Below are 14,380 nucleotides of genomic sequence, written 5' to 3'. Positions count from 1 at the left end.
ACGCTCCAGGAGGCGCTCGGATGGCTGCAGGCGCCCCGCGGATCTTCGTCTCGCACCTGTCGGGCGTGCCCGTCTTCGACCCCAACGGCGACCAGGTCGGCCGGGTCCGCGACCTGGTCGCGATGCTGCGCGTCGGCGGCCGCCCGCCCCGCATCCTGGGCCTGGTCGTCGAGGTGGTCAGCCGCCGCCGGATCTTCCTCCCGATGACACGGGTGACCAGCGTCGAGGGCGGCCAGGTCATCACCACCGGCGTGGTCAACATGCGGCGCTTCGAGCAGCGCCCCACCGAGCGGCTGGTCCTCGGGGAACTGCTGGACCGCAGGGTGAAGCTGGTCGAGGGCGGCGAGGAGGTCACCGTGCTGGACGTGGCCATCCAGCAGCTCCCGGCCCGCCGCGACTGGGAGATCGACAAGATCTTCGTCCGGAAGGGCAAGGCCGGGGCGCTGCGCCGGCGCGGCGAGACCCTGACCGTGGAGTGGTCGGCGGTCACCGGTTTCTCCCTGGAGGAGCACGGGCAGGGCGCCGAGAACCTGCTCGCGACCTTCGAGCAGCTGCGCCCGGCCGACCTGGCGAACGTACTGCACCACCTGACGCCGAAGCGGCGCGCCGAGGTGGCCAACGCCCTGGACGACGACCGGCTCGCCGACGTCCTGGAGGAGCTGCCCGAGGACGACCAGATCGAGATCCTCGGCAAGCTGAAGGAGGAGCGGGCCGCCGACGTCCTGGAGGCGATGGACCCGGACGACGCCGCCGACCTGCTCTCCGAGCTGCCGGAGGACGACCAGGAGCGGCTGCTGACCCTGATGCAGCCCGAGGACGCGGCCGACGTGCGCCGCCTGCTGTCGTACGAGGAGAACACCGCGGGCGGTCTGATGACCACCGAGCCGATCGTGCTGCGCCCCGATGCCACCGTCGCCGACGCCCTGGCCCGGGTCCGGCAGGCCGACCTGTCGCCGGCCCTGGCCGCGCAGGTGTACGTGTGCCGGCCGCCGGACGAGACGCCGACCGGCAAGTACCTGGGCACGGTGCACTTCCAGCGGCTGCTGCGGGACCCCCCGTTCACCCTGGTCAGTTCGATCGTGGACACCGACCTGCCGCCGCTCCGGCCGGACGCCTCGCTGCCCGCCGTGACCAGTTACCTCGCCGCGTACAACATGGTCGCGGTGCCGGTGGTCGACGAGAGCGGCTCGCTGCTGGGCGCGGTGACCGTGGACGACGTACTGGACCACCTGCTGCCGGACGACTGGCGGGAGACGGACTACCACGCCGAGGAGGTGCCCGGTGGGCGCTGAGCGGTGGCGCGACCAGGCGCGCGAGCGGCGCCGCGAGCAGATCCGGGTGCGGCGCGAGCTGGCGCGCGAGCACGCCCGCGAGCAGGCGCGCGAGCACGGGCTCTCGGGCCGGGAGGAAGAGGCCGCCGAGCGGCTGCGGTCCCGGTCGGGCTCGGCGGGAACCGGGTCGAGCGCGCTGACCAGGTCGCGGGTGCGGCTGGACCAGCCGCGGCCGGACCGGCGGCGGTGGCTACCGGTGTACGACCCGGAGGCGTTCGGCCGGTTCTCCGAGAAGATCGCCCGGTTCCTGGGCACCGGCCGGTTCATCGTGTGGATGACGCTGGTCATCATCCTGTGGGTGCTGTGGAACATCTTCGCGCCCGAGCACCTGCGGTTCGACCAGTACCCGTTCATCTTCCTGACCCTGATGCTGTCGCTCCAGGCCTCCTACGCCGCCCCGCTGATCCTGCTGGCGCAGAACCGGCAGGACGACCGGGACCGGGTCAACCTGGAGCAGGACCGCAAGCAGAACGAGCGGTCCATCGCCGACACCGAGTACCTGACCCGCGAGATCGCGGCGCTGCGGATGGGTCTGGGCGAGGTGGCGACGCGCGACTGGATCAGGTCGGAGTTCCAGGATCTGATCAAGGAGATGGACGAGCGGCGGCTGTTCCCGGCGAAGAGTGACGAAGGCGACCGCTAGCGGGCTTGGGGTTGGCGTGCTACCGAGCCGTACCATCGGGGCATGGCTACCGACACACCCGCTGCCGCCGCGCCCGGGCAGGACGCGATCCTCGACGCCCTGGCGACGGTCAACGACCCCGAGATCCACCGGCCGATCACCGAGCTCGGCATGGTCAAATCGGTGGAGATCGGCGACGGCGGCGCGGTCGCCGTCACGGTCTACCTGACGGTGTCGGGCTGTCCGATGCGCGACACCATCACCAAGAACGTGTCCGAGGCCGTGCTCAAGGTCGCCGGGGTCACCTCGGTGGACGTCACCCTCGACGTGATGAGCGACGAGCAGCGCAAGGAGCTGGCCACGGCGCTGCGCGGCGGCCAGGCCGAGCGCGAGGTGCCCTTCGCGAAGCCGGGTTCGCTGACCCGCGTGTACGCGGTGGCCTCCGGCAAGGGCGGCGTCGGCAAGTCCTCGGTGACGGTCAACCTGGCCGCGGCGATGGCCGCGGACGGTCTGAAGGTCGGCGTGGTCGACGCGGACATCTACGGGCACAGCGTGCCGCGGATGCTCGGCGTGGACGGCAGGCCCACCCAGGTCGAGAACATGATCATGCCGCCTTCGGCGAACGGCGTGAAGGTCATCTCCATCGGCATGTTCACCCCGGGCAACGCGCCCGTGGTGTGGCGCGGCCCGATGCTGCACCGAGCGCTCCAGCAGTTCCTGGCCGACGTCTTCTGGGGCGACCTGGACGTGCTGCTGCTGGACCTGCCGCCGGGCACCGGTGACATCGCGATCTCGGTGGCCCAGCTGGTGCCGAACGCGGAGATCCTGGTGGTCACCACCCCGCAGCAGGCCGCCGCGGAGGTCGCGGAGCGCGCGGGCTCGATCGCCGTCCAGACCCACCAGAAGATCGTCGGCGTGGTCGAGAACATGTCCGGCCTGCCGTGCCCGCACTGCGACGAGATGGTGGACGTGTTCGGCACCGGCGGCGGCCAGATGGTGGCCGACGGCCTGACCAAGACGGTCGGCGCCACGGTGCCGGTCCTCGGCCAGATCCCGATCGACGTCCGGCTCCGCGAGGGCGGCGACAACGGCCGCCCGGTCGTGCTCGCCGACCCCGACTCCCCGGCGGGCTCCGCCCTCCGCTCCATCGCCGGCAAGCTCGGCGGCCGCGCCCGCGGCCTGGCCGGCATGTCCCTGGGCATCACCCCGCGCAACAAGTTCTGACGCCCCGCCCCCGGTGTGGGGCAGGCGTCCCGCAGGGATCGCAGCGTGAAAACGGCCACCGCCTCCGGCGGTGGCCGTCGCCGTACCCGGACCGGCTACGCGTACCCCGCGAGATCGGTCTGCGCGAACGCCAGCCCGTACGCGCTCATCCCCCGCCCGTACGCCCCCACGTGCACCCCGGCCGGCGTGGACCCCGCCAGCACCCAGCCGAACTCGGACTCCCGGTAGTGGAACGCCACCGGCACGCCGTCCACCGGCAGCGACAGCGAGGACCAGTCCGGCCCCGCCAGGTCGTCGGCCAGCTCCCACGCCGCCTCGGTCTGCTGGTCCAGCCAGTCGCTGCGCCGCTGGTGGTCCATCTGCCCCGGCCAGGTGAAGGCCAGCAGCCCGGAGCCGGCCAGCCAGGCCGCCGAGGACACCGAGGTGGCCTCCAGCACGCCGGTGCCGTCCCCGCTGCGCCGCAGCGGGTTGCTGGCGACCGTGATCACGACTGCGAAGCGCTCCTTCTCGCCGGTGGCGATCTCGCCCCGCACCGACGGCTCGTCGCCGTGGCCGACCGAACCGTGCTCGACGGTGCCGTCGGCTCCCGTGCCGACCTGCATCAGCCAGCGTGGCCCGGTGAACGCCTCGTCCAGCCCGTACCAGGGGAAATCGGCCCTGAGGTAGCCCTCGGCGGCCCGACGGGCGGCCGGCACGGGCTGCTGCGCCGCCCCGGCGGGTGCGGCCCGGTCCTCGGCCTGCGGCTGCTGCTGCGCCTCGGCGGACACGGGCGCGGGCGGTGCCTGCTGCTCCGGCTGCGGGGGAGCTCCCTCCTCCGCGGCGGGCTGCGCCCCTACCCGGCTACTACTGGTGGTCTCCATCTGCGCGGCCTCTCGTTCCGTGGGATCCGGAACGGCCCTCCCCCTCGCTTCGCTGGGGGTACCCCCACCCACGGGCGGCCTGCGTCCGGACAGATGGAGAGAATAGCCACCCGTCCCGCCCCGACCGGGCAAGCGGCGACAGAACCCCCCGGGTGGCCCTCATGCGTGCCGTCGCGGACGGGCTCCTTCACGCCCGCCCGACCGCGCCCCGGGCCTGCCCGGCCGACCGCGCGTCCCTCAGGTCGCGTCCAGGTCGTACGCCGCCGTCCGCGGCGCGGCGGCGGGGCCCTCGGGCTTCTTCTCCAGGCTGGTGGTCCCGCCCGCGGGAGACTCCGTCTCCTGGCCGTTGACCGCGTCGGTGACCTCGTTGAGCTCCTTGCGCAGGTCGAAGCTGCTGCGGATCTCCTTCAGGTCCTCGTTCTCCGTCAGCTGCTTGCGGATGAACGTCTTCGGATTCAGGTCCTCGAACTCGAAGTCCTTGAAGTCGGGGCCGAGTTCCGAGCGGATGTCCTGCTTCGCGCTGTCCGAGAACGCGCGGATCTTCCGGATGAAGCCGGTGACGTCGGAAATGACCTTCGGCAGCTTGTCCGGGCCGAAGACGAGGATCGCGAGCACCACGATGGTGACCAGCTCAAGGCCGCCTATGTCGTTGAACACGTTGCCGCTCCTCGGCTCTCATCCTTCGGGCCCCGACAACGGTACCCGGCGTTCTCCGTACGTCGACACCTCGATCCACCCTGATCCGTGGATGTCACGAGCCGTTCGCCGAACCGAGGGTGACTTCCACGGTCCGTTCCCGTCCGTCCCGGATGACCGTCAGGGTGAGCGGGTCGCCCGGGCGGTGCGCGCGGATCTTGATGATCAGCTCGTCCTCGCCGTGCACGCGCTGCCCGTCGACCCGGGTGATCACGTCACCGGCCTCGATGCCGGCCCGGTCGGCCGGGCCGCCGGCCGACCGCGCGCCCACCCGGGCGCCGTCGCCCTCGTACCGCATGTCCAGGGTGACACCGATGACCGGATGCGTGGCGTGCCCGGTGCGGATGATCTCCTCGGCCACGCGCTTGCCCTGGTTGACCGGGATGGCGAAGCCGAGGCCGATGCTGCCGCTCTGCTGCTGCGCGCCGGTGCCGCCCTTCTCGGCGCCCCGGATGGCGCTGTTGATGCCGATCACCCGGGCCCGGGCGTCGAGCAGCGGACCGCCGGAGTTGCCGGGGTTGATCGGCGCGTCGGTCTGCAGGGCGTCCACGTAGCTGACGTCGCTGCCGTCGCCCTCGTCCCCGCCCGCGGTGATGGGGCGGCCGGTGGCGCTGATGATTCCCGAGGTGACGGTGTTGGAGAGGTCGAACGGCGCACCGATGGCCACCACCGGGTCGCCGACCCTGACGTTCTCGGAGTTTCCGAGGGCGAGCGGGCGCAGGCCGCGGACCCCGTTGACCTTGACGACCGCGAGGTCGTAGCCGGTGTCGCGGCCGACGAGCTCCGCGGGAACGCTCTCGCCCGTGCTGAAGGTCACGAACATCCGCTTGGCGCCGGCGACCACGTGGTTGTTGGTGAGGATGTGGCCGTTGCCGTCGAGCACGAACCCGGTCCCGGTGCCGCTTCCGGCACCGCCGCCGCCCCCGCTGACGTGGAGGGTCACCACCCCGGGCAGGGCCGTGGCCGCGATCCCGGCCACGCTGTCGGGGGCCCGGTCCTTGCCCTCGGGTCCGGCCTGCGGGAGTTCCAGACGGGTGGATGCCTGCCGCTCGGCGAGCACCCCGGCGTAGCCGCCGATGCCTCCGGCGAGCAGGGCGATGCCGGCACCGGCGACGACGAGGGTCCGCAGGCGGGGTCCGGAGGGGGCGGGGCGGCCGCCGTCGAAGACCTGCAGCGGCGCCTGCGGTGCCTCGCCCCACGGGTCGTACCGGGGCGCCGGCACGACGGCCTGCGGCTCGCCCGCCGCGGTGGCTGCGTCGGCGGTGTCGGCTGCGGCCGGCCTTGCGGCTCCGGCTCCGGCGGGGCTCGCGGGGTCTTCTGGGGCACCGGAGTCGCCGGGGAGTTCCTCCGCCGGGCCGTCGGGCCGGCTCCACCACACCGGGGCCGGTTTGGGCGCGTCGGTCGCCTGGCTGTCGGACATGGGCACTCCCCCGCGTACGTACGCACCGTCGGACGGCGCATCTGCCGAGGATTCAACCAGCTCGGTGCCGGGCGGTGCGCCCACTCGACCCGGCCGGGGTCGGGTTGCCGACCCGGGCCGGCCGGGCGGGGTCGGGCCGTACCGGCCCTCTGCTGGGCGGGGCTGCCCTGGCGGCAGGGTCGGGGGCGGGGAAGCTGCGCGCACCCGCGCCGGACCGGGGTGCCGTGTGCCCACCCTCCCCCAACGCCCTGCGGCACGCCTGCCCACACGGCCGCTCGCACTTCCGCTGCGGGGCGGCTCCGCTCAGGCACAGCCCCGCCCCTGCGGCACGCCTGCCCACACGGCGGCGGCATCGCTGCTGCCTGGCCCACACGGCGGCGCAGTGCAGCCGCCTGCCCACGCGGCAGCACAGGGCGGCCGCCAAGCCCGCCCCGCCCGGCCCCGGCACGGTGAGGCGGGCGGCGGGTCAGCGGCCCAGGCGGGCCGGGTGGGCCGTCGGGGACGGCGGGAGCGGGCCGGGACGGGCCGCGGGGCTCCAGGCCGTGGCCTGGGCGGGACCGGCGGTGGCCGGGCTGGGGGCACGCCCGTGCAGGGCCATGTCCGCCGTCACCACGGCTCCGCCGGACATCGGGAACACCCCGCCGGTCATCGCCGGCCGGCCGGCCGGGGTGACGTTCGCCCCGCCCTCTCCCCGTGCGTTCGGCTCGACCCTGGTCTCGATCGGCAGGGACCCGCCGAGCGCGATGGCCGCCAGCGAGACCGCTCCGGCCGCGACGAACGCGAACCGGCGGCGGGGCCTGGCGCCCACCTCATGGATCGGGAAGCCCTGCCGCGGCCGCGACGCGGGCGGCGCGGTGGGCAGCGCGAACACGAAAGGGTCGGGCGGGCCGGAGCCGCCCGGCCCCTCGGGCATGCCGGGCAGCCCCTGCAGGCGGGCCAGCAGGGCGGCCGGCGGGGGCGGTGGCGCGGCCTCCACGAACAGGGCCTTCAGGCGGCGCTGCGCGTCCGCCTCGGCCTTGCAGCGGGCACAGGTCGCCAGGTGCGCGAGCACCCGCTCGCGCACGTCATGGCTCAGCTCACCGTCCACCAGCGCGGCGAGCCGGTCGCCGAGGTGCGCTTCCGCCGGGGACGGCGAAGGACTGGCTCCGGTCACTCGGTCCCGCCTCCTCCCCCGAACCGGCCGAGGACCCCCGTACCGGAGACCCCGGCCAGCGCACGCTGCTCCGCCCGGGCCTCGGGAGAGCGGTGCTTGAGCGCCTTGCGCAGGTGGGAGCGGCCGCGGTGGATCCGGCTGCGGACCGTACCGAGCTTCACGCCGAGGGTGGCGGCGATCTCCTCGTAGGACAGGCCCTCGATGTCGCAGAGCACCACGGCGGCGCGGAACTCGGGCGCGAGGGTGTCCAGCGCCTGCTGGACGTCCGCGTCGAAGTGCGTGTCGTGCAGCACCTGCTGCGGGGACGGCTCGCGGCTGGGCAGCCGCTCGGCGGCGTCGTCGGCGAGCGCGTCGAAGCGGATCCGCTGCTTGCGGCGGACCATGTCGAGGAAGAGGTTCGTGGTGATCCGGTGCAGCCAGCCCTCGAAGGTGCCCGGCGTGTAGGTGGAGAGGGAACGGAAGACCCTGACGAAGACCTCCTGCGTGAGGTCCTCGGCGTCGTGCTGGTTTCCCGTCAGCCGGTAGGCGAGGCGGTAGACGCGGGCGCTGTGCGTGCTGACGATCTCCTCCCACGAGGGAGGGGTCCACGCCTGGGAGCCCGCATCGGCAAAGCTCGCGGTGGTCGCGGTGGCGGCGGAGTGGAAGCGGTCAGCATTGTCGGTCACGGATTTCGGCTCACCCGCCGACCAGAAGAGACGTCTGAAGACGCCTCCACGATCCACAGGCGCAGCCGCACCTCCCCTATCGGCTCTGGTGGTGTCCAGTGGAGCCCCTACCATAGCCACCCCCTACGTCAGCTCGGGATAAGTGTTTTTGCCCTAACTTTGCACGGGCCGGGGGACGAATGCCCCCTCTCCTCCCCCAACGCCCGGTCCCATCTGCGGGTTCCCATCACCAGCGGATACAGTCACCGTTGCGCCAACTAAGGGGACAGGAGAGGGTCATTACCGGCAACCGGCAGACGAGCTGGGCGTTCGCCGACGCGTTTGTCGCCGAGGACGACGCTCTGCGATGGGCCCGCGACCGGGCGAGGGAGGCGGGCCTGCGTTCCGTCTCCCCCGGCACCGGGGCCGCGCTGCGCCTGCTCGCCGCCGCCGCCGACGCCAAGGCCGTCGCGGAGATCGGCACCGGTACCGGGGTCTCCGGCATCCACCTGCTGCACGGCATGCGCCCGGACGGCGTACTGACCACCGTGGACCCCGAGCCCGACCGGCAGGCCTTCGCCCGTCAGGCGTTCCGGGCGGCAGGCTTCGCCGGCAACCGGGCCCGGTTCATCCCCGGCCGGGCGCTGGACGTCCTGCCCCGCCTCGCCGACGGCGGCTACGACCTCGTGTTCTGCGACGGCGACCCGTACGAATCGCTGGACTATCTAGGTGAATCGTTGCGCCTGCTGCGCCCCGGCGGGCTGGTCTGCTTCGAGGGCGTCTTCTCGGACGGCCGCACGGTCGACTCGGCCGCCCAGCCGGTGGAAGTGCTGCGGGTGCGCGAGCTGCTGCGCGCGGTGCGGGAGAGTCCGGCGCTGGAGGCGGCGTTGTTGCCCGTGGGCGACGGGCTGCTGTGTGCGGTGCGGCGCTGAGCGTTGCCCTGCGGTGCGCGGCCCGGCCCGGTCCGGGGTGAACGTGCCGGTAACGGCACGCCGGGGTGCGGGCAACGGCACGCCTGCCCACACGGCGGGGTGCCTGCCCACACGGCGGCGGGGCGGGGCCTCGGAAAGGGCCCGATACAGCGCTGCCCCGGTCGCTTGGGGCGACCGGGGCAGCGTGTGAAATTCAAGGGTGTCGGCGCTTCAGCCGACGACCTTCTTCAGGGCGTCGCCGAGGGCGTCGGCCTCGTCCGGGGTCAGCTCGACCACGAGCCGACCGCCGCCTTCGAGCGGTACGCGCATGACGATGCCCCGCCCCTCCTTGGTCACCTCGAGCGGGCCGTCACCCGTCCGCGGCTTCATGGCCGCCATGCTCGTTCCCCTTCCTGAAACCAGCTCATCGTCAGCCGACGGCCCCGTTCAGGCGCCTAATACCCGGCATCGAACACATTGCTTCCCGGCCATTATCCCGCATGTCAGGACCCGATGACCAACATCAGCCGGGAACGCTTGGGCAACGCGCTCGTCCAAAACCACTCATTTCGGGGATCCGCCTGCGATACTTCGCCCCCGCCACGGGGATCGGGCGTCCCTGATCTTTGATGCACATCACACGAAGGGACATCCCGGGGCACCGGAGGTTCCGCCATGCTGACCCGAGACGACACCCGCGACGAAGGGGGAACCCGCACATGGCCGACAGCGTGCTCTACGAAGTGACCGACGGACTCGCCACGATCACGATCAACCGCCCCGACGCGATGAACGCGATGAACACCGAGGCGAAGGTCGCGCTGCGGGACGCGGTCGAGCGGGCGGGCGGGGACACCGCGGTCCGGGCCGTGCTGCTGACGGCCGCCGGCGGCCGCGCCTTCTGCGTGGGCCAGGACCTCAAGGAGCACGTCGGGAACCTGATGTCGGACCGCGAGTCCGGCACCTCGCTGACCATGAACACGGTCGCCGAGCACTACAACCCGATCGTCAGGGCCCTCACCTCGATGCCCAAGCCGGTGGTGGCGGGCGTGAACGGCGTCGCGGCGGGCGCCGGCTTCGGGTTCGCGCTGGCCGCGGACTTCCGCGTGGTCGCCGACACCGCCTCCTTCAACACCTCCTTCGCCGGGGTCGCGCTCACCGCCGACTCCGGCATCTCCTGGACCCTGCCCCGGCTGATCGGCGCCTCCCGGGCCTCCGACCTGCTGCTCTTCCCCCGTTCGGTGAAGGCGCAGGAGGCGTACGAGCTGGGCATCGCGAACCGGGTGGTCCCGGCGGACTCGCTGGCCGCGGAGGCGGCGGCGGTGGCCCGGACGCTGGCCGACGGCCCGACGGTCGCCTACGCCGGGATCAAGGCCTCGCTGGCGTACGGCGCCTCGCACTCCCTGCCCGACGCGCTGGAGAAGGAGGACGCCCTGCAGACCCTGGCCGGCGCCTCCGAGGACCACTCCATCGCGGTGGCCGCCTTCCTGGCCAAGGAAGCCCCGAAGTACCTCGGCCGTTAGGTCCCCGCCGGTTCCGCGCCGGGTCCCCCACCGGGTCCCGGCCTGACGTCCTCCCCGGCCCGCGGTCAGCCGCGGGCGCGGGAGGCGCAGGCCGAGAGGTGGTCGTTGACCAGGCCGCACGCCTGCATCAGCGCATAGGCCGTGGTCGGGCCCACGAAGCGCAGGCCGGCCTTCTTCAGGGCCTTGGCCAGCGCCGTGGACTCCGGGGTCACCGCCGGGACGTCGGAGGTGCTGTGCGGCACCGGGGCCGGCTCGGCCGGAGCGTGCGACCAGATCAGCGCGTCCAGCTGCCCCGGCTCCCAGCCGGCCAGCACCTTCGCGTTGGCCAGGGTCGCCTCGATCTTCATCCGGTTGCGGATGATCGCCTGGTCCGCCAGCAGCCGCTCCGCGTCGCGCTCACCGAACTCCGCGACCGCCGCGATCTCGAAGCCCGCGAAGGCGGCCCGGAAGCCCTCCCGCCGCCGCAGGATCGTCAGCCAGGACAGCCCCGACTGGAACGCCTCCAGGCAGAGCCGCTCGTACAGCGCGTCGTCACCGTGGACCGGCCGCCCCCACTCCTCGTCGTGGTAGGCGATGTAGTCCTCGGTGGCCAGGGCCCAGGGGCAGCGCAGCGCCCCGTCCGGCCCCGGGACGGCGGTGACGACCGGCGCGGTCACTGGTCTTCCTTGGAGAGCGGGACCGGGAGCGGGCGCGGGAGCGGGCCCGCCGCCGCGGCCGCCTCCAGTTCGGCGATCCGGGCGTCCCGCGCCTCCAGCTCGGCACCGAGCCGGCCCAGCGCCTCGTCCACGTCGGCCATCCGGTAGCCGCGCGGCGCGACCGGCAGCCGCAGGGCGTCCACGTCGGCGCGTACGACGGCCCGGTGTTCGGGCAGGCCGTCCACGACCTGCTCGGGCGCGGCTTCCGGCAGTACGGCCTCCTCGCCGCCCCCGATCACCGCGAGGGTGACCGCGGCGACGACCACCACGAGCGCGATCAGCAGGAACCAGAACACGATCACTCCCTTTGCCGGCCATGGCCGGCGAAGACACCTCCGGGGTCTCGATCGTCGCACGGACGCCCGGCGGTTAAGGTCGCAGGCGGACCTTCAAAGGAGGAAACAGCGGATGCTGCGACTGGGCAGGCGTGAGTTCGACACCCACGAGCCGGTGATCATGGCCATCGTGAACCGGACCCCGGACTCCTTCTACGACCAGGGCGCCACCTTCCGCGACGAGCCGGCCCTGGACCGGGTCGAGCAGGCGGTGGCCGAGGGAGCCGCGATCATCGACATCGGCGGGGTCAAGGCGGGACCGGGCGAGCACGTGGACGCGGCCGAGGAGGCCCGCCGCACCGTCGGCTTCGTGGCCGAGGTGCGCCGCCGCCACCCCGACGTGGTGATCAGCGTGGACACCTGGCGGCACGAGGTCGGCGCGGCGGTCTGCGAGGCCGGTGCCGACCTGCTCAACGACGCCTGGGGCGGGGTGGACCCGAAGCTGGCCGAGGTGGCCGCCCGCTACGACGTGGGGCTGGTCTGCACGCACGCCGGCGGTGTGGAGCCCCGTACCCGGCCGCACCGGACCGAGTACGCGGACGTGATGGCGGACATCCTCGGGGTCACCGTCGGACTGGCCGAGCGGGCGGCCGCACTCGGCGTCCGCCGCGATGCGATCATGATCGACCCCGGGCACGACTTCGGGAAGAACACCCGGCACTCGCTGGAGGCCACCCGCCGGCTGGACGAGATGACGGCCACCGGGTGGCCCGTCCTGGTCTCCCTGTCCAACAAGGACTTCGTCGGCGAGACCCTCGACCGGCCGGTCAAGGAGCGCCTGCTCGGCACCCTGGCGACGACCGCCGTCTCGGCCTGGCTGGGCGCGCAGGTCTACCGCGTCCACGAGGTCGCCGAGACCCGGCAGGTCCTGGACATGGTCCGCTCCATCCAGGGCCTGCGCCCCCCGGCGGTCGCCCGCCGGGGGCTCGCCTGACGGAACGGGGTTACTTCCCGACTTCCTTGGTGACCAGGGCGATGGCCTCGTCCACGTCGTCGGTGACGTGGAAGAGGAACAGGTCGTGCGGCGACGCCTTGCCCTGGGCCACCACCGTGTTCTTCAGCCAGTCGACCAGGCCCTGCCAGTACTCGGTGCCGAAGAGCACGATCGGGAACCGGGTGATCTTCTGGGTCTGGACCAGGGTCAGCGCCTCGAAGAGCTCGTCCAGCGTGCCGAGGCCGCCCGGCAGCACCACGAAGCCCTGCGAGTACTTCACGAACATGGTCTTCCGGACGAAGAAGTACCGGAAGTTCAGCCCCAGGTCGACGTGCGCGTTCAGGCCCTGCTCGAAGGGCAGCTCGATGCCGAGGCCGACGGAGATCCCGTTGGCCTCCCGGGCGCCCTTGTTGGCCGCCTCCATCGCGCCCGGCCCGCCGCCGGTGATCACCGCGAAGCCGGCGTCGACCAGCGCGCGGCCGATCCGCACGCCGGCCTCGTACTCCGGCGAGTCCACCGGAGTACGGGCCGAGCCGAACACGCTGATCGCCGGCGGCAGCTCCGCCAGCGTCCCGAAGCCCTCGATGAACTCGGACTGGATGCGCAGCACCCGCCAGGGATCGGTGTGGACCCACTCCGTCGGCCCCGCCGAGTCCAGCAGCCGCTGGTCGGTCGTACTGCCCGCCTGCACCTGCCCCCGCCTCCGCAGCACCGGTCCGAGCTGCTGCTCCTCCGGCTTCCGGCGGCCGCTTTCAGGGTTGGCCATAGCGTGCTCCCTCCTGACGATCGTCCGGCCAGGGTAGGCGCACGAAGGTGTCGGGGAGCGGAATTCAGGAGGTCAGCCAGGCGCGGAGTCGTTCTTCGCAGTGGAGGATGGCCTTGGTTTCGACGCGCTCGTCGACCTTGTGGGCCAGGAGGGCGTCGCCGGGGCCGTAGTTCACCGCGGGCACGCCCAGGGCGCTGAAGCGGGAGACGTCCGTCCAGCCGAACTTCGGCATGGCGCGGCCGCCGACCGCCTCCATGAAGGCCGCCGCGGCCGGGTGGGAGAGGCCGGGCAGGGCGCCGCCGGAGGAGTCGTCGACGACGAACTCGTCGACCGCGCAGTGCGCGAAGACCTCCTTCACGTGCGCCAGCGCCTCCTCCGCGCTCCGGTCCGGGGCGTAGCGGAAGTTGACGGTCACGGTGCAGGAGTCGGGGATGACGTTGTTGGCGACGCCGCCCTCGATGCGGACGGCGTTCAGGCCCTCGTGGTACTCCAGGCCGTCGATGACGGGCTTGCGCGGCTCGTAGGCGGCCAGCGTGGCGAGGATCGGCGCGGCCGTGTGGATGGCGTTGGAGCCCATCCAGCTGCGGGCGGAGTGGGCGCGCTCGCCGGAGGTGCGGAGCAGCACCCGGAGGGTGCCCTGGCAGCCGCCCTCGACCTCCGCGTTGGAGGGTTCGAGGAGTACCGCGAAGTCCCCGGCCAGCCAGTCGGGGTGGGCTTCGGCGACCTTGCCGAGGCCGTTGAGGTCGGCGGCGACTTCTTCCTGGTCGTAGAAGACGAACGTCAGGTCGCGGTTCGGCTCCGGCACGGTGGCCGCGATGCGGAGCTGTACGGCGACCCCGGACTTCATGTCGGTGGTGCCGCAGCCCCACAGGACGTCGTTCTCGTCCAGGCGGGACGGCACGTTGTCGGCGATCGGGACGGTGTCCAGGTGTCCGGCGAGTACGACGCGCTCGGTGCGGCCGAGGTCCGTACGGGCCACGACGTTGTTGCCGTAGCGGTCCACGATGAGGTGCGGCAGCTTGCGCAGTGCTTCCTCGACGGCGTCGGCGAGGACCTTCTCGTCGCCGCTCACGGACGGGATGTCGACGAGCCGGGCGGTCAGCTCGGCGGCGTCCAGGGTGAGGTCGAGCTCGGATTCGGTCATGAGGCACCCTAACTCCCGAGGGTTTGGCCAAGGGGTCTCGTCCGGACACTGGACGTGTCGTCCGGCTCAAGTACGGTGGGCCGCGTGTCCCCGAACGATCAGCAAAGACCACGCTCCCGCCG

At 72.8% G+C, this 14,380-nt stretch carries 15 protein-coding genes and 1 pseudogene; 6 read left to right on the top strand and 10 right to left on the bottom strand.

The features are described 5' to 3' along the window. Positions 1–20 precede the first annotated feature (20 nt). The 3 genes from AB0O36_RS24505 (at position 21) to AB0O36_RS24495 (ending at position 3,177) form a co-directional block, all read left to right on the top strand. Positions 21–1,292, top strand: coding sequence for a CBS domain-containing protein (locus AB0O36_RS24505; RefSeq protein ID WP_365114023.1), 1,272 nt, complete (start codon positions 21–23; stop codon positions 1,290–1,292). A 133-nt stretch (positions 1,293–1,425) separates the two neighbouring features. Beyond that, the gene (locus AB0O36_RS24500; protein ID WP_365114074.1) at positions 1,426–1,974 is read left to right on the top strand and encodes a DUF1003 domain-containing protein; all 549 of its coding nucleotides are present in this window, start codon (positions 1,426–1,428) and stop codon (positions 1,972–1,974) included. A 42-nt stretch (positions 1,975–2,016) separates the two neighbouring features. Next, on the top strand, positions 2,017–3,177 hold the full coding sequence (locus AB0O36_RS24495; protein ID WP_365114021.1) for an Mrp/NBP35 family ATP-binding protein: 1,161 nt from the start codon (positions 2,017–2,019) through the stop codon (positions 3,175–3,177). A 95-nt stretch (positions 3,178–3,272) separates the two neighbouring features. On the opposite strand, the gene AB0O36_RS24490 is transcribed toward AB0O36_RS24495, so the two are convergent. From AB0O36_RS24490 to sigE, 5 genes and pseudogenes are all read right to left on the bottom strand, one after another. Beyond that, a complete protein-coding gene (locus tag AB0O36_RS24490) occupies positions 3,273–4,037 on the bottom strand; it encodes a hypothetical protein (protein WP_365114019.1) in 765 nt (254 codons plus the stop codon). A 237-nt stretch (positions 4,038–4,274) separates the two neighbouring features. Beyond that, a complete protein-coding gene (locus tag AB0O36_RS24485) occupies positions 4,275–4,694 on the bottom strand; it encodes a sec-independent translocase (protein WP_365114017.1) in 420 nt (139 codons plus the stop codon). A gap of 94 nt (positions 4,695–4,788) precedes the next feature. Further along, positions 4,789–5,832, bottom strand: a pseudogene (locus AB0O36_RS24480) (trypsin-like peptidase domain-containing protein); the annotation flags it as partial. A gap of 787 nt (positions 5,833–6,619) precedes the next feature. Beyond that, on the bottom strand, positions 6,620–7,306 hold the full coding sequence (locus tag AB0O36_RS24475) for a zf-HC2 domain-containing protein (RefSeq protein ID WP_365114015.1): 687 nt from the start codon (positions 7,304–7,306) through the stop codon (positions 6,620–6,622). Further along, the gene (gene sigE, locus AB0O36_RS24470) at positions 7,303–8,085 is read right to left on the bottom strand and encodes an RNA polymerase sigma factor SigE (protein WP_365114013.1); all 783 of its coding nucleotides are present in this window, start codon (positions 8,083–8,085) and stop codon (positions 7,303–7,305) included. Before sigE ends, AB0O36_RS24475 begins: the two co-directional genes overlap by 4 nt. Before the next feature lie 134 nt (positions 8,086–8,219). On the opposite strand from sigE, the gene AB0O36_RS24465 reads away from it, so the two are divergent. Then, positions 8,220–8,882 (top strand): class I SAM-dependent methyltransferase, encoded by a 663-nt coding sequence (locus AB0O36_RS24465; RefSeq protein WP_365114012.1) that lies wholly within the window; start codon positions 8,220–8,222, stop codon positions 8,880–8,882. Between the two features lie 210 nt (positions 8,883–9,092). Here the strand turns inward: AB0O36_RS24465 and AB0O36_RS24460 are convergent, their stop codons facing one another. Beyond that, positions 9,093–9,260, bottom strand: a complete 168-nt coding sequence (locus AB0O36_RS24460; protein WP_003966491.1) for a DUF3117 domain-containing protein — start codon at positions 9,258–9,260, stop codon at positions 9,093–9,095. 320 nt (positions 9,261–9,580) lie between these two features. Here AB0O36_RS24460 and AB0O36_RS24455 point away from each other — a divergent pair, with 320 nt between their 5' ends. After that, positions 9,581–10,384: an enoyl-CoA hydratase-related protein gene (locus AB0O36_RS24455; RefSeq protein WP_365114010.1), complete on the top strand. Its 804-nt coding sequence runs from the start codon at positions 9,581–9,583 to the stop codon at positions 10,382–10,384. A gap of 65 nt (positions 10,385–10,449) precedes the next feature. Here AB0O36_RS24455 and AB0O36_RS24450 read toward each other — a convergent pair whose 3' ends face one another. Continuing rightward, entirely contained in the window at positions 10,450–11,040 is a 591-nt protein-coding gene (locus tag AB0O36_RS24450; protein WP_365114008.1) for a DNA-3-methyladenine glycosylase I, read from the bottom strand. After that, a complete protein-coding gene (locus AB0O36_RS24445) occupies positions 11,037–11,375 on the bottom strand; it encodes a DivIVA domain-containing protein (RefSeq protein WP_365114006.1) in 339 nt (112 codons plus the stop codon). The genes AB0O36_RS24450 and AB0O36_RS24445 overlap by 4 nt, the downstream gene beginning before the upstream one ends. A 112-nt stretch (positions 11,376–11,487) precedes the next feature. On the opposite strand from AB0O36_RS24445, the gene folP reads away from it, so the two are divergent. Next, positions 11,488–12,348, top strand: coding sequence for a dihydropteroate synthase (gene folP, locus AB0O36_RS24440; RefSeq protein ID WP_365114004.1), 861 nt, complete (start codon positions 11,488–11,490; stop codon positions 12,346–12,348). 10 nt (positions 12,349–12,358) lie between these two features. On the opposite strand, the gene AB0O36_RS24435 is transcribed toward folP, so the two are convergent. Then, entirely contained in the window at positions 12,359–13,114 is a 756-nt protein-coding gene (locus tag AB0O36_RS24435; RefSeq protein WP_365114002.1) for a TIGR00730 family Rossman fold protein, read from the bottom strand. A 64-nt stretch (positions 13,115–13,178) separates the two neighbouring features. Beyond that, a complete protein-coding gene (dapE, locus tag AB0O36_RS24430) occupies positions 13,179–14,258 on the bottom strand; it encodes a succinyl-diaminopimelate desuccinylase (protein ID WP_365114000.1) in 1,080 nt (359 codons plus the stop codon). Positions 14,259–14,380 lie beyond the last annotated feature (122 nt).

The sequence above is a fragment of the Streptomyces sp. NPDC089799 genome (assembly GCF_040684755.1).
Lineage (GTDB): Bacteria > Actinomycetota > Actinomycetes > Streptomycetales > Streptomycetaceae > Streptomyces.
Note: the sequence above shows the minus strand (reverse complement) of the source record. Positions and strands in the feature narration are given on the sequence as shown.

Coding starts and splice junctions, on each gene's coding strand:
- AB0O36_RS24495 (WP_365114021.1), top strand. CDS start 2,017: ATGGCTACCGACACACCCGCTGCCGCCGCGCCCGGGCAGGACGCGATC.
- sigE (WP_365114013.1), bottom strand. CDS start 8,085: ATGGTAGGGGCTCCACTGGACACCACCAGAGCCGATAGGGGAGGTGCG.
- AB0O36_RS24455 (WP_365114010.1), top strand. CDS start 9,581: ATGGCCGACAGCGTGCTCTACGAAGTGACCGACGGACTCGCCACGATC.
- AB0O36_RS24460 (WP_003966491.1), bottom strand. CDS start 9,260: ATGGCGGCCATGAAGCCGCGGACGGGTGACGGCCCGCTCGAGGTGACC.
- AB0O36_RS24435 (WP_365114002.1), bottom strand. CDS start 13,114: ATGGCCAACCCTGAAAGCGGCCGCCGGAAGCCGGAGGAGCAGCAGCTC.
- folP (WP_365114004.1), top strand. CDS start 11,488: ATGCTGCGACTGGGCAGGCGTGAGTTCGACACCCACGAGCCGGTGATC.
- dapE (WP_365114000.1), bottom strand. CDS start 14,258: ATGACCGAATCCGAGCTCGACCTCACCCTGGACGCCGCCGAGCTGACC.
- AB0O36_RS24490 (WP_365114019.1), bottom strand. CDS start 4,037: ATGGAGACCACCAGTAGTAGCCGGGTAGGGGCGCAGCCCGCCGCGGAG.
- AB0O36_RS24505 (WP_365114023.1), top strand. CDS start 21: ATGGCTGCAGGCGCCCCGCGGATCTTCGTCTCGCACCTGTCGGGCGTG.